This is a genomic window from Chryseobacterium sp. 2987 (genome assembly GCF_031456375.1).
GTDB lineage: Bacteria > Bacteroidota > Bacteroidia > Flavobacteriales > Weeksellaceae > Chryseobacterium > Chryseobacterium vaccae.
The window spans coordinates 426,755-440,020 of sequence record NZ_JAVDUN010000005.1; the positions used below are offsets into that span (position 1 = coordinate 426,755).

The following is a 13,266-nucleotide window of genomic DNA, read 5'->3' on the forward strand; positions in this document are numbered from 1 at the left end:
TTTATTTATTTAGATTAGGGTATACTAAATTATACCTCCGTTCCAAAGTTGGTCTGTAATCTCTTCTTCGCTGTGTTCAAAATATTCCCCATTTTTATTTTTATGCCTCTGAAACAGCTTGATATCATACGTCTTACAGTTTATTTTCAAGAAATTGGGATAATAATCACTGCCAAAACATATATAATTGTAAAACAGAGACCTGAAGGATTTATCATCAGGGTCAGGAATTTCAAAGGTTTTCATCCGCCTTACAATTTCGGCCAATTCACTTTTGGTGAGGCATTCAACCTTTTCAGGATCCGCTAAACATATGTCAAAAGCAAGGTTTTCAGCTCCATTGCCTTCCCACCATTCCCAAAGATTAAATTGTGACATGTCTTTACCTGTCATTCTATGAAGCTTATTTTCCAGATTTTTATATTCGCTGGAATCTTCATCTCCATGCTCATCGCAGTATGCTGTATAATCTAAAATGAGGTTTAAAACATCCGGATAAAGCTTTTCTGCTGTTTCAAAATCAGGTTCTATTTCCTTTCTTAATTCCATTACTTTTTCCTATTTCTTCTTTGTTAATTTATATATTATGTTAAATTCATTTAAAGAAAATCTTTCCTAAAATTCTTTATTCTGCCCTAGCCAAAGCCCTTCCACATTAATTTTTATGATCTGTCCAATAAAATTACAAAAACTTACCACATGGCAAGTTTTATGCTGATGAAATAAAATACCTTTATTCTCAACAAAAAATAAAATAATATGAAACCTAAAATGATCTGGGCCAATCTGGCTGTAGCCGATCTGGACCGCACACAAAAATTTTATACCAGTCTTGGGTTTAAGCCCAATAATCCACACAGCTCCAACGAACTGGTAAGTTTTTTCTTCGGGGAACAGGATTTTGTCATCCACTTCTTTCTGAAAAAAGTTATAGAAAATAATCTGAAAATGATGAAATTTGGTGATTCCCAGATTGCCAACGAAATCATCTTCACTCTTTCAGCCGAGAGTATAGAGCAAGCCGACCAATGGGCTGAGGAAGTTGAAAAAGCCGGAGGAACAGTTATTTCGCCCCCGGAAAGCTTTGGACCAAATTATTATGGTTTTGTCTTTACAGACCCTGACGGTCATAAATTTAATGTATTTCATATGTAAAAACCGGGAAAACCAAACGGAAAATATTTTCTCAATTTAGCGTCTCTTTTTTCAGGTAAATAGCATAGTTACTGGATGAAAAAAGACGCCCTATACGGGCTTCTAAGCGTTTTTGCATATAAATGAGTTTATTTCATGATTTATTCTAAAATTCAAATTATTTCCATTTTTATTTATAGTTTTATAAGCTCAGAATATTGAGAAATATATGGATTATCATACATTCCAGCCCCATCCTGATCTGGCAGATCTTATTAAGTGTTATTGGACCCTGGACAGTGCCAAAGAAGACGTTCCTCAAACCCAGACCATCGTTCCGGATGGATGTATGGAAATGATCTTTCACCACGGTGACCTGTATAAACAATATATTGACGGAAAAGCCACTGTACAGCCAAGAAGCTGTGTTTTCGGTCAGCTTACCGAACCTTTAAAGATAGAGCCCACGGGAATTACAGGGATATTTTCTGTCCGGTTCCATCATGACGGTTTTATTCCGTTTGCAACGATTCCTATAAAAGAAATGGATGATAAAGCAGTTTCATTGGTGGAACTCTTCGGAAATTCCGGAACTGAACTTGAAAGTAAAGTTATCCTTGCCAAAAGAACTGAGGATAAAATAGATCTGGTAGAAGCATTTTTACTCGGAAGGCTTAATACAGAAACCATTGACAGAATTGTTCAATCTACAGTAGATCTTTTGCTGAATGTTAACGGACAAATATCTGTGAATGAGCTTTCCCGACAAACCAATATCAACCGAAGACAACTGGAACGTAAATTTTCCTCCGTAATCGGTTTAAGCCCCAAACAGCTTTCCAGAATTATCAGACTGCAAACGACCCTCAAACTTCTTCTCCATAAAGAATACTCTAATCTTACGGCTCTGGCCCATGAGTCTGAATACTACGACCAGGCTCATTTTATCAAAGATTTTAAAGAATTTACCGGGCTTACCCCCAAAGAGTTCTATGGTGAAAACCTGAAAATGTCTTCCCTTTTCTATGGAACAGAATGATGATTTAGATGGATTTCAGTTATTTCCAGCTCCAAAAAATTACCTTGTCGCATTTTTACAATTTTAAGTAGGTCTTATACCTGAAATTTGTCAGCATAAAACAGAACGACAATGAAATCAAAACTAATCCTCGCCATAATCGCGATATTAACAGCAGGAAGCTGGGCACAACAGCAAAGTGAACTCAAAAAAATGGAATGGCTCCTCGGAACCTGGGAAACCAAAACTCCCAAAGGCAGCTTATATGAGACATGGACAAGAAAAAGTAACTTTGAATTTCAGGGTAAAAGCTATTTTCTGAAGAATAAAGACACTCTGCTATTTGAGACTGTTCAGCTTGTAGAAAAAGATAAAAAACTGCATTATATAGTCTCTGTAAAAAAACAAAACGGTGGATTTCCTGTAAGCTTCGTTTCAAAAAATACCTCTGAAGAGAAAGCGACTGTGTTTGAAAACCCTCTTCATGATTTTCCACAAGCTATTTCTTATAAAAAAACAGGAAAAGACTCTCTATTGGCAGAAATTTCAGGAAGTAAACACGGTCGGGAAATGAAACAGCAGTTTCCAATGAGGAAGATAAAATAGAAATGATGGTTGTTTCTGCAATGAACAATCATTAATTTTTATGGTTTAGCTTTTCAGGTTTCGGCGGCCGGAGGCCGCCGAAACCTGACCCATACCGCTTCGTCCAAATTTACTTATCCACGTCTTTACTCTCCCATACAAAGCCTAAACTAAAAAACATACTTTTTTAATTTTTGACTTCAGTAATCTGTGGGAAATTTTCATAACTTTTAATCTGGTTTCGCACAAATTCCACAGATTCTACAAATCTTTTACCAGCATAGAATATAAAACATTCTTTGCAACATACATTTACTCATAAATCATCTCCTTTTCTAAAACAATTTTGTTTCTGCAAGCCGTCACCACTACTCTGTCTCCCGGCTCAAAACCATCTTCTGTAGGCTCTTTCAAGGATTTAGTATAAATTTGATTTTAAAATCTTCAGCTTTTCATTTAGATAAATATTTTTTCATACATTCACATGAATTTTACACAAAACATATTAAAAATTCAGATGAAATAATATTTCAACTGAAAATATATAAACTAGTAACAATACAATAAATAAAAGCTTAAAAATTTAATAGAAGGATTAAATTAATACCAATTAATTACAATCCCTTATTAAAAAACACCATCAGATCTATGTTGAAAAATTTAAGACCCGCCCGCTTTTTACTCCTGCTTCCCCTTACTTTTTTGATGTTCGGTTTCAACTCGCCCAGAGATGAAGACGAAAAAATGCAGGTGATTATGATCAATACGAAGAATATTTTGTCTTATTTGCATTACAGTCCAAAAACCATTAATGATGCTTACTCAAAAGATGTTTATAAACATTATTTTGAATTGATAGATCCTACACAAAAATATTTTCTCCAGTCTGATATGGATGAATTCCGTAAATATGAAACAAAACTGGACGATTATCTGAACAATGGAGATTTAACCTTTTATAAAATTACAGTCGATAAGCTTTATCAAAGGATGAATGAAATTGATAAGATTACTCAGGATATTTTCAGTAAACCTATCAATCTGGAAGAAGATGAAACATTGATTTTGGAACCCAAGCTGAAAAAAGCACCGGCTAATAAACAGGAGCTTTATAATGAGTGGAAGAAATTTATCAAATATAGTATTCTGCAAGAAATAGAATCCATGAACAGTAAAGATGAAGCGGAAGAAAAAAATAAAGATTCTGCTAATAAAGATAGCAATATTAATAAACCTGAAGTATTAAGCCAAAATCAAAAAATAAAAAAAGCCACAGAAAATGTTAAAGATTTTCTGGAAGAAAAATTTAAAAGGTTCAACAAAAGGAAAAAGATGGATTGGTTTAGTTTATACATGAATTCATATGCTCATGTTTTCGATCCACATACCACTTATTATTCACCGCAGGGAAAAGAAGATTATGATTCGGACTTCAAAGGAAAAATAATTGGGATAGGCGCGATGATCCAGGAAAAAAAAGGTGGCCTTTATATCAGTACATTAACAGTTGGAGCCCCAGCCTGGAAATCTAAACAGCTGACTGAATGTGATAAGATTTTAAAAATAAAATCTAATCCAAATGATGATGCTGTCAATATTATTGAGATGCTTTCCAGCGAAGCCGTAAGATTAATCAGAGGTGAAAAGGGAACGGCAGTAACTTTAACGGTACAGAAAAAAGACGGAACCATTAAAGATGTTACCATGATTCGCGAAGAAATAGCTATTGAAGATACTTTTGCTAAAAGTATTATTGTAAATACATCCGATAAAAAATACGGACTTATTAATTTGCCAAAGTTTAATGCTGACTTTGAAGATAAAGATGGAAGAAATGCATCTGATGATATTAAAAATGAAATTATCAAACTTAAGGAACAGAATATTCAAGGAATTGTTCTTGACCTCAGAGACAACTCAGGCGGTTCTTTAACAGAAGTAGGTGATATTCTGGGGCTTTTTGCAAATGCAGGTCCGTATGTGCAGGTGAAGGATGGAAATGGAAAGATAACAACTTTAAAAAATAAAAATGAAACTCCGGTCTGGAGTGGTCCGCTTGTGATTCTACAGAATGAGTTTTCAGCCTCTGCAGCAGAAATTTTATCCGGAGTTATGCAAGATTATGGAAGAGCCGTAATCATGGGATCTCCGGTATCTTATGGAAAAGGGACTGTACAGGTATTTGTAGATCTGAACAAGTTTCTCAATACTCAGGAAGACTTTGGTGCTATAAAATTAACCATTCAGAAATATTATAGAATCACAGGAGAATCTACCCAAAGAAAAGGAGTTACCTCAGATATTCCTATGAAAGATATCCTATCTTATGCTGAAATAGGTGAAAAATATGATGATTTTGCATTAGCCTGGGATAGAATACCGGGAACAAGTTTCAATAAACAAAACTTTTTCGATGTTCAGGCTTTACAGAAAGTAAGCACGGAAAGAATTGCTAAAAACAGTAACTACCAGTTATTACTTGAATATGCCCAATGGAGAGAAAATCTGGATAAAGAAAAAACAGTCCCTCTGAACATCCAGAAATTCAATGATCTTATGAAACAGAGAAAGATTCAGACTGAAAAATTCAAAGCTTTAAATACATTAGAAAGCGGTCTTAAATTCACTATGTATCCAAAGGATATTGAAAGAGAGAAAAGTGATGCTGCATTCAAAAATAAATCAGAAATATGGGTTAAAAACCTGCAAAGAGATTTATATCTACAGGAAGCAATAAACATAATTGGAGATCTCAAAAGCAGGTCTTAAGCACACTCTCTTACCCTGAAATTAAGAAGCCCATATAGAGCTCATGAATGTATTTAACCTACATTTTTGAGCTCTTTTTTATTAAAATTAAAAATTTTATTTAGAAAATTTGCGTAGCTAAATAACTACACATATATTTGTAGTCAAATAACTACACAATGAATTTAAGAAGAGATGTATTTCAGGCCATCGCAGACCCTACCAGAAGATCCATATTGATGCTGGTAGCTTCTCAATCCATGACTGCCGGAGCCATTGCATCCAATTTCGATACCGCAAGACCTACCGTTTCCAAACACCTTCAGATCCTTACAGAATGTGAACTGCTGAGATCAGAGCAAAACGGCCGTGAAATTATTTATCACCTCAATCCTAATAAAATGAAAGAAATTGCCGATTTCATAGAGCCATTCCGCAAAATGTGGGATGAGAAATTCAATAAACTGGAAAGTGTGATGAAGGCATACCAGAACATGAATAATAAGAGATAAAAGATGAAAGACTAATAGATAATAGACGTCAATTAGTATCAACCTTCATCCATGCTAAACCCTCAAATTCAAAATATAATATGGAACTCAAAACAAAAATCCACGCAGAAGACGGAAAACAGGAAATATTCATCATCAGAGAATTTGATCTTCCTGTAGAACTCCTTTTCAAAGCCTATACAGAAGCTGAGCTGTTCGAGCAATGGATGGGTACAAAAGTGACAAAATTTGAAAATAAACAGCATGGAAGCTATCGTTTCGAAACCTTAAATCCTCAGGGTCATGTAGTGTTCAGTGCCAATGGAACCATTCATGATATTGTTCAGAACGAGAAGATTATAAGAACTTTTCAGATGGAAAATACCCCTTTCCCTGTACAGTTCGAATTTTTAGAATTTGAAAAATTAACGGATATCACCAGTAAAATCACGATCCAGACTATTTATAAATCTGTAGACTTCAGAGATCAGCATCTGAAAATGCCATTCGCCCAGGGAATTAATATGGCGCATAATCGTTTACAGGACATGTTTAAATAAGAGAGAAAAGAAAATAGATGAATAGATGAGAGATTAAAAGCCTCAAATTACTATTGAAAGGATAGCAGCCTTGAACATTAAGTTTTAAACTTTAAACCCTGAATTCCAATGAATCCAAAAGTTGATTTTTTCTTCAAAAATGCCGGACAATGGCAAAAAGAATTTGAAAAATTAAGAACAATTGCCCTAAGCACCGAATTGACAGAAGATTTAAAATGGGGCTGTCCCTGTTATACCTACAAGGGAAAAAATATTTTCTTAATTCACGGATTTAAAGAATATTGTGCTCTACTCTTCTTTAAAGGTGCACTAATGAAAGATCCTGATCATATTTTAATCCAGCAAAGCAAAAATGTACAGGCTGCAAGGCAAATCCGCTTTACAGAAGTACAGCAAATCATTGATTTGGAAAAAGAACTTCAGGCTTATATGTTTGAAGCCGTTGAAATTGAAGAATCGGGAGCTAAAGTCGAAATGAAGAAAACTAAAGAATTTGAAATGCCTCAGGAATTTCAGGATAAACTGGATGAAGATCCTGTGCTGAAGGATGCTTTTGAATCCCTAACTCCGGGAAGGCAGAGAGCTTATCTACTCCACTTTTCTTCAGCCAAACAATCCAAAACCAGGGAAACAAGAATTGAAAAATGCATTCCTCAAATCCTGGACGGAAAAGGCCTTAATGACTAAAACTTAAAAACCACAACAATGGAAACATCAGTTCAATCACAAAAAACAAAAAAAATCATTTACTGGATCTTTACCATCTGGATGTCATTGGGAATGGTCTCAACGGCTATTGTCCAGCTTATGAAAAACAAAGATGAACTTGCCAATTTTACCAATCTGGGCTACCCTACTTATCTTATGAGCATTATCGGAATCTGTAAACTTCTCGGAGTTATTGCCGTTCTTATTCCTAAACGCTTAATTTTGAAAGAATGGGCTTATGCAGGGTTCATTTTTGTCATGGCAGGTGCTGTAGCCTCTCATCTTATTGTTGGAGATTCAGTTGGAAGAACTTTTCCTGCTGTCCTGTTACTTGCCTTAGTCATTATTTCCTGGTATTTTAGACCTGCCAACAGAAAGATTTCCGTAACTAATCATTCAATTGAAAACAAAATCTGATATGAAAAAGAAAACATTAACCCCCGAACAAACTGAATCTCTTTTAACCATCCTGAAGAATCGTTTTGAGAAAAACAAGTCCCGTCATAAAGACCTTATATGGGAAAAAATACAGACAAAACTAAGGGCCAATCCTGAAAAACTATGGTCTTTAAACGAAATGGAAGAAACAGAAGGTGAACCGGATGTGATAGGATATGACAAAAAAACTGATGAATACCTGTTCGCAGATTGTTCCCCCGAAAGTCCGAAACGAAGAAGTCTCTGCTACGATTATCCAGCCTGGGAATCCAGAAAAGCCAATAAGCCGGAAAGTAACGCCATAGACAAAGCCGCTGAAATGGGCATCGAAATCCTCACCGAAGAACAATACCGAAACCTTCAGGAACTCGGAAAATTTGATCTGAAAACATCCAGCTGGATAAAAACACCTTCTCATATCAGAGAACTAGGAGGAGCTATCTTCTGTGACCGCCGTTATAATACAGTTTTCATGTACCACAATGGTGCAGATTCCTACTATGCCGCACGGGGATTCAGAGGAGCGCTGACAGTATGAATAATAAGTAATAATTAATAGGTAATGAGTAATATATAATAATTCAAATTTTAGTATTAGAAGAGGCAAGATGTAAATATTTTCCCAATTATTCTGTTGATTTTAAGATGCAAAATCAAAAGTTCTCAAAAAATTTAACAATGATCATCTAAGTGGATTATTTTTTCAATCTCGCAAATTAAGCAGATCAGACAGATTTTATGAAGATATTCCAATAAATAGAGATAAATGATATAAATTCATTTGAAATTAAATTGTCACTTTATAACACCCTATTTTAATCATAAATCAAAGATTCAACGAAGTCAAAAGGTCAAAAATTTTTTAACAATTTAAATTTATGCATAGTGTTAAATTTTATCGGAGATAAATCTTGCGCCCTCGCACATTTTAATATAAATCCACGATAATAAAAAGCTTTATCGCTGGTTTAATAATATCTTTCCGCTTTTTGTAGCTGATTTTCTTTCATATTGAAATACTATTGCTAATTTAGTACACTTAAATTTGAATTTAACAATTAAGGTATGAAGAAATTAATCTTACTGGGATCATTATCCGTTTTTCTGATCAACTGTAATAAAAAAGCAGATGCTCCGGCTGTAAAAATTGAAAAAGATACGATTGCAGCAGCTGAACCCGTAGTAGACACACTGGGACCAAAATCATTCTGTTATATGGGAGTTACCGGAAAAGATACCGTTTTTGCATCCATTGACGACAATCTGGGAACCATCACCGGAAAAATGGCCTATAAAAACAGCGAAAAAGACAGCTCAAAAGGAGATGTAACGGGCTTTAAATCAGGAGACACATTAAAACTAACCTATGAATTCCAGTCTGAAGGAAAGAAAAGCAAAAGAGATATTTTCTTCCTGCAGCAGGATGATACTTTAATTGAAGGAATCGGTGGACATAAAGAAGAAGACGGACAGTCAAAATATGCGGATGAGAAAAAGATCAGCTATAAAGACGGACAAAACCTAAGCACAGCAGACTGTAAAACGGTTGCCAAAGCTTTGAAATAAAAAATAATTCCTATAAAGCAGGCTGTTTTCAATGATTTGGAAACAGCTTTTTATTTTTTCTGAAATTCCGAATTTTCTTTCTCCCAATAATTTTCAACCACATTTTTCAAAATTCCTACATACCATTTAAGATGTCCCGGTTGGCTGAAAACATAGAACTGATCATGCGTGGTATGAAAATTCATATAAAAAAGCCAGAATCCGAAAGCGAGATAAGGAATCATAGCCACTTCCTGCTCACTTACAGAACGGAATTCACGATAACCTTTTAAAAAAGTATCAAATGCCTCCTTCGCTGCTTCAGCAGTCATTTTTCCAGTGTATACATCTAAAGCGAGGTGCTGCCAGAAGGTCATTAAATCATTGACCAGCCAGCCATAGCCCATAAAATCAAAATCAAAAAAGGTAACTGAATTATTTTCAAAATGAAAGTTTTTAGGAAGGAAATCAAAATGACAGTATCCTTTTGAAAATCCGGATGCATCAATCTGAGTCAGTTTTTTGTGGATTTGATCTACCCTATTCTGTAACCAGAAATAATCTTCAGGGTTTTCTGTAAAAACAGATTGCAAATTTTTCAGGGGCATCAAAATGGTCGTTTCAAAATCAAAGTTCCATCGGGCATTTCCCAACTGAATATTGGAAGATACATTATGAAAACGAGCCATTTCATTTCCCAATGTATAAAGCTGCTCTTGACTAAACATTCTTACTACCTGTCCCGGAGCGTAAGAAAATAATACGGCACACCTTTCTCCCTCGGCTGCATTTATTTTCAGGATTACTTCTTCTGAAATATTTTTTATAGGATATGAAACAGATACACCAGCTTGTTTTAAGGCCAGTAATAATGTCACTTCCTCCTCTATCTGCTGCAAGCTCCGATGGGAAGCACGATAAACACGGAGTATAAAGCGATTTTCAGAGGTTTCAGCCAGGTAAGTATCACCTACTCCGCGAACCAATAATCTGCACATAACATCTTTCAACCCATATTTTTCGGAGATCAATGAAGAAAGTGCCACTGGACAAAGCGTTGAATAAACTGCAGGAAAAATAGTTTCCATAAATAAAAATCCTATGATAATTCTTTTGTAATAATCTCAATAAAATGGTCTACAGGCTCATCTCCCGTATTCCATGAGGTAATCAGTCGTATTGCCGATGTTTTTTCATCTATTTTTTTCCAGACATAAAATTCAAAACTTTCAGATAAAATCTCAACCAGTTCATTATTCAAAATGGGAAATATCTGATTAGTATAGGTATCCGAAAGAAACTGTACTCCCCTCTCCTTCATCGCATTTTTCATCTTCATTGCCTGGGTGTTGGCATGTTTTGCCAAATCCAAATACAGATCATTCTTCATCAGTTCCAGAAACTGAATTCCGAGAAGTCTTCCCTTCGCCAGCAAAGCTCCCTTTTGCTTAATATTGAATGCAAAATCTGTTTTCAGATCCGGATTATTAATGACAACAGCTTCTCCTATTAAAGCTCCGTTCTTAGTTCCTCCCAGATAAAAAACATCTGTAAGTTCGGCAATCTTTTCCAACGTCAGATTACTGATTTCAGAAGTAATACCGTGCCCCATTCTGGCACCATCTATAAAAAGGTATAGTCCGTTCTTCCTGCAGAAAGACGACAGATCTTCCAGTTCTTCAGCCAGATAAATCGTTCCCAACTCTGTAGAATTAGAAATATACACCAGCTTAGGCATTACCTGATGCGGAATATTTTTATGACTTTCAAGAACAGGAATAATATCTTCAGGGCGAAGTTTCCCGTCTTCTGTTTCAATACTTAATACTTTATGTCCTGTAGCTTCAATAGCTCCAGTTTCATTATTCAGAATATGCCCGGAAGCCGCAGATATAACACATTGATAAGGTCTTAGAATCGAAGAAATAACGATAAGATTAGCCTGTGTTCCACCAGAAATAAAGTAAATATCCGAGTCTGTTTTTTTAATTTTTTCTTTAATTAAGTCTTTCGCCTGCTGAGAATATTTATCCTCACCATAGCCAGCCTGCTGCTCAAGATTATATTGTAAAAGTGCCTGTAAAATATTCGGGTGACATCCCTCTGAATAGTCGTTTTTAAATGAAAATTTCATAAAGTAAAATTATAAAAAGTTAAAATAACAAGAGACAGTTTTTAATTTTATTTTGTTAGATTTGTAGTGAAAATCATCTAACATTTTGAAAACAACATTAACAGAAGAAAATTATCTGAAGGCTTTGTTTCATTTAGTTGACAATGAAGGGAAAGTGACGATTAACGAACTCAGCAAATTTTTAAACGTAAAAATGCCGAGTGTGAATAACATGATGAAGAAATTCGCAGAGAAAAAATGGGTCATCTACGAAACCTATAAACCTTTACTCATCACAGAAAACGGAAAACGCGAAGCCGCCTTGGTAGTCCGAAAACACAGACTTACCGAAATGTTCCTGGTTAAGAAAATGAATTTCGGCTGGGAAAACGTTCACGAAATTGCCGAGCAGCTGGAACATGTACATTCTCAGATCTTTTTTGATAAAATGGACGAAATTCTGGATTACCCGAAATTTGATCCACATGGAGAACCTATTCCGGATAAAGATGGAAACATTATCGCACAGGACCTGCAGAAATTAAGCAGCTGTGAGGTTGGAGAAACAGCAATTTTCGCTTCGGTTACTCTTTCTGATGATGCTTTTTTAAGTTATTTGAATGACAGAAAACTCCTCCTTAATACCAAAGTGAAGATTATTAAAATTGAAAACTTTGATAAATCGATGACCATAGAAATCGGTGGCAGAAAAGAAATTCTCAGCAAAAAGGCTACCGAAAAAATATTAATTAAAAAATAGTTTTTAGCCACTGATGCACTAATAAAAAAATCGCACATCAGTAGCTAAAAATCAAAAATCTGTCTAAAATTAATAATTTCTGGATGTTTATCCGAAGTCATTGAAACAGGTTTTAAAATTTCCTGAAAATCAACCTACAAAATTTTATCGTAGATAAAATCCTAGCGTCTTATACCCCGGCAGATAAAAAAATAATTGCGTCTTTTCGCAAAAAAAACAACAACTGTTAAAAAACGGTTAAACTCCTCTCAAAAAAACCTGAAAACCCTAAATTTCCCTAGGTTTGCAAAACTTTCTGTTCAGAATAATCTTCTGACTAATACTGAAATTTTAATGATCCCCTGAAATTATGAAAAAAAGCATTCAGTTTTTTATCGTCTCCATGCTGTTAAGCCCTTTTGCAGGTGCTCAGGTAAGAGATTTTGTTATTGAGCCCCCTATAAAACCCAATCTTTATATTTATAAAACTTTCGGTGTGTTTGGAGGGAAAGAATACTCTACCAATGCCATGTATCTTATTACAAAGAAAGGAGTTGTTCTGTTCGATGTTCCATGGCAGAAAACACAATATCAAAGCCTGATGGATACCATAAAAAAACGCCATAACCTGCCTGTTATTGCGGTATTTGCTACCCATTCACATGCAGACAGAGCCGGAGACCTGAGTTTTTATAACAACAAAGGAATCAAAACCTATGCTACTGAAAAAACCAATGAACTACTGAAGAAAGAAGGAAAAGCAACATCGAACACCATTATAAAAACCGGAAAAACATACCGTATAGGAGGAGAAGAATTTGTAGTGGATTTTCTTGGAGAAGGACATACTGCTGATAATGTAGTGGTATGGTTTCCTAAATACAACATACTGGATGGCGGATGTCTTGTTAAAAGTAAGGCAGCCACAGACCTAGGCTACACCGGAGAAGCCAACGTAGAGCAATGGCCTCATACGATGGAAAAACTGAAATCCAAATATTCCCAGGCTACTTTGATTGTTCCCGGGCATGATGAATGGAAAGGAGGCGGGCACGTAGAGCATACGCTGGAACTGTTGAATAAAAAATAAATTAGAAAGACCTGCAATCTCTGTGAGGTCTTTTTTTATATCCCAAAATTCATCAATATGAGTATATAAAAAAATCCCGGACTTTTTAATCCGGGAT

General features: G+C 35.2%; 15 protein-coding genes. 12 read left to right on the forward strand and 3 right to left on the reverse strand.

All coding sequences use genetic code 11. The features are described from left to right. Window positions 1–24 precede the first annotated feature (24 nt). Window positions 25–549, reverse strand: a complete 525-nt coding sequence (locus J2Y40_RS17400) for a hypothetical protein (protein ID WP_153392402.1) — start codon at window positions 547–549, stop codon at window positions 25–27. A gap of 210 nt (window positions 550–759) precedes the next feature. On the opposite strand from J2Y40_RS17400, the gene J2Y40_RS17405 reads away from it, so the two are divergent. The 10 genes from J2Y40_RS17405 (at window position 760) to J2Y40_RS17450 (ending at window position 9,248) form a co-directional block, all read left to right on the forward strand. Continuing rightward, window positions 760–1,155: a VOC family protein gene (locus J2Y40_RS17405; protein ID WP_153392404.1), complete on the forward strand. Its 396-nt coding sequence runs from the start codon at window positions 760–762 to the stop codon at window positions 1,153–1,155. Window positions 1,156–1,363: 208 nt separating this feature from the next. After that, window positions 1,364–2,173 carry a helix-turn-helix domain-containing protein gene (locus J2Y40_RS17410; RefSeq protein WP_153392406.1) on the forward strand — a complete coding sequence of 270 codons (810 nt, stop codon included), beginning with the start codon at window positions 1,364–1,366 and terminating at the stop codon, window positions 2,171–2,173. Window positions 2,174–2,284: 111 nt separating this feature from the next. Then, the gene (locus tag J2Y40_RS17415; RefSeq protein WP_153392407.1) at window positions 2,285–2,758 is read left to right on the forward strand and encodes a DUF6265 family protein; all 474 of its coding nucleotides are present in this window, start codon (window positions 2,285–2,287) and stop codon (window positions 2,756–2,758) included. A 627-nt stretch (window positions 2,759–3,385) separates the two neighbouring features. After that, window positions 3,386–5,506: a carboxy terminal-processing peptidase gene (locus tag J2Y40_RS17420; protein WP_310000395.1), complete on the forward strand. Its 2,121-nt coding sequence runs from the start codon at window positions 3,386–3,388 to the stop codon at window positions 5,504–5,506. Window positions 5,507–5,664: 158 nt separating this feature from the next. Next, window positions 5,665–5,997: a helix-turn-helix transcriptional regulator gene (locus J2Y40_RS17425; protein ID WP_153392411.1), complete on the forward strand. Its 333-nt coding sequence runs from the start codon at window positions 5,665–5,667 to the stop codon at window positions 5,995–5,997. An 80-nt stretch (window positions 5,998–6,077) separates the two neighbouring features. Beyond that, complete coding sequence (locus tag J2Y40_RS17430) at window positions 6,078–6,536, forward strand: SRPBCC domain-containing protein (protein WP_153392413.1); 459 nt, start codon at window positions 6,078–6,080, stop codon at window positions 6,534–6,536. Window positions 6,537–6,644: 108 nt separating this feature from the next. Then, window positions 6,645–7,223, forward strand: a complete 579-nt coding sequence (locus J2Y40_RS17435; RefSeq protein ID WP_153392415.1) for a YdeI family protein — start codon at window positions 6,645–6,647, stop codon at window positions 7,221–7,223. 18 nt (window positions 7,224–7,241) lie between these two features. Continuing rightward, on the forward strand, window positions 7,242–7,661 hold the full coding sequence (locus J2Y40_RS17440) for a DoxX family protein (RefSeq protein ID WP_310000396.1): 420 nt from the start codon (window positions 7,242–7,244) through the stop codon (window positions 7,659–7,661). Between the two features lies 1 nt (window position 7,662). Then, window positions 7,663–8,220 (forward strand): DUF4256 domain-containing protein, encoded by a 558-nt coding sequence (locus tag J2Y40_RS17445; protein ID WP_310000397.1) that lies wholly within the window; start codon window positions 7,663–7,665, stop codon window positions 8,218–8,220. Window positions 8,221–8,747: 527 nt separating this feature from the next. Beyond that, window positions 8,748–9,248 (forward strand): hypothetical protein, encoded by a 501-nt coding sequence (locus tag J2Y40_RS17450; RefSeq protein ID WP_153392421.1) that lies wholly within the window; start codon window positions 8,748–8,750, stop codon window positions 9,246–9,248. 50 nt (window positions 9,249–9,298) lie between these two features. Here the strand turns inward: J2Y40_RS17450 and J2Y40_RS17455 are convergent, their stop codons facing one another. Both J2Y40_RS17455 and J2Y40_RS17460 read right to left on the reverse strand, forming a co-directional pair. Then, window positions 9,299–10,315 (reverse strand): phosphotransferase enzyme family protein, encoded by a 1,017-nt coding sequence (locus J2Y40_RS17455; RefSeq protein ID WP_153392423.1) that lies wholly within the window; start codon window positions 10,313–10,315, stop codon window positions 9,299–9,301. Between the two features lie 11 nt (window positions 10,316–10,326). Further along, window positions 10,327–11,361 (reverse strand): aminotransferase class V-fold PLP-dependent enzyme, encoded by a 1,035-nt coding sequence (locus J2Y40_RS17460; RefSeq protein ID WP_310000398.1) that lies wholly within the window; start codon window positions 11,359–11,361, stop codon window positions 10,327–10,329. 85 nt (window positions 11,362–11,446) lie between these two features. Between J2Y40_RS17460 and J2Y40_RS17465 the strand changes: the two genes are divergently transcribed. Further along, window positions 11,447–12,100, forward strand: coding sequence for a metal-dependent transcriptional regulator (locus J2Y40_RS17465; protein WP_153392427.1), 654 nt, complete (start codon window positions 11,447–11,449; stop codon window positions 12,098–12,100). Window positions 12,101–12,449: 349 nt separating this feature from the next. Next, on the forward strand, window positions 12,450–13,169 hold the full coding sequence (blaIND, locus tag J2Y40_RS17470) for an IND family subclass B1 metallo-beta-lactamase (RefSeq protein WP_310000399.1): 720 nt from the start codon (window positions 12,450–12,452) through the stop codon (window positions 13,167–13,169). The last annotated feature ends 97 nt before the right edge of the window (window positions 13,170–13,266 follow it).

Coding starts and splice junctions, on each gene's coding strand:
- J2Y40_RS17400 (WP_153392402.1), bottom strand. CDS start 549: ATGGAATTAAGAAAGGAAATAGAACCTGATTTTGAAACAGCAGAAAAG.
- J2Y40_RS17405 (WP_153392404.1), top strand. CDS start 760: ATGAAACCTAAAATGATCTGGGCCAATCTGGCTGTAGCCGATCTGGAC.
- J2Y40_RS17410 (WP_153392406.1), top strand. CDS start 1,364: ATGGATTATCATACATTCCAGCCCCATCCTGATCTGGCAGATCTTATT.
- J2Y40_RS17415 (WP_153392407.1), top strand. CDS start 2,285: ATGAAATCAAAACTAATCCTCGCCATAATCGCGATATTAACAGCAGGA.
- J2Y40_RS17420 (WP_310000395.1), top strand. CDS start 3,386: ATGTTGAAAAATTTAAGACCCGCCCGCTTTTTACTCCTGCTTCCCCTT.
- J2Y40_RS17425 (WP_153392411.1), top strand. CDS start 5,665: ATGAATTTAAGAAGAGATGTATTTCAGGCCATCGCAGACCCTACCAGA.
- J2Y40_RS17430 (WP_153392413.1), top strand. CDS start 6,078: ATGGAACTCAAAACAAAAATCCACGCAGAAGACGGAAAACAGGAAATA.
- J2Y40_RS17435 (WP_153392415.1), top strand. CDS start 6,645: ATGAATCCAAAAGTTGATTTTTTCTTCAAAAATGCCGGACAATGGCAA.
- J2Y40_RS17440 (WP_310000396.1), top strand. CDS start 7,242: ATGGAAACATCAGTTCAATCACAAAAAACAAAAAAAATCATTTACTGG.
- J2Y40_RS17445 (WP_310000397.1), top strand. CDS start 7,663: ATGAAAAAGAAAACATTAACCCCCGAACAAACTGAATCTCTTTTAACC.
- J2Y40_RS17450 (WP_153392421.1), top strand. CDS start 8,748: ATGAAGAAATTAATCTTACTGGGATCATTATCCGTTTTTCTGATCAAC.
- J2Y40_RS17455 (WP_153392423.1), bottom strand. CDS start 10,315: ATGGAAACTATTTTTCCTGCAGTTTATTCAACGCTTTGTCCAGTGGCA.
- J2Y40_RS17460 (WP_310000398.1), bottom strand. CDS start 11,361: ATGAAATTTTCATTTAAAAACGACTATTCAGAGGGATGTCACCCGAAT.
- blaIND (WP_310000399.1), top strand. CDS start 12,450: ATGAAAAAAAGCATTCAGTTTTTTATCGTCTCCATGCTGTTAAGCCCT.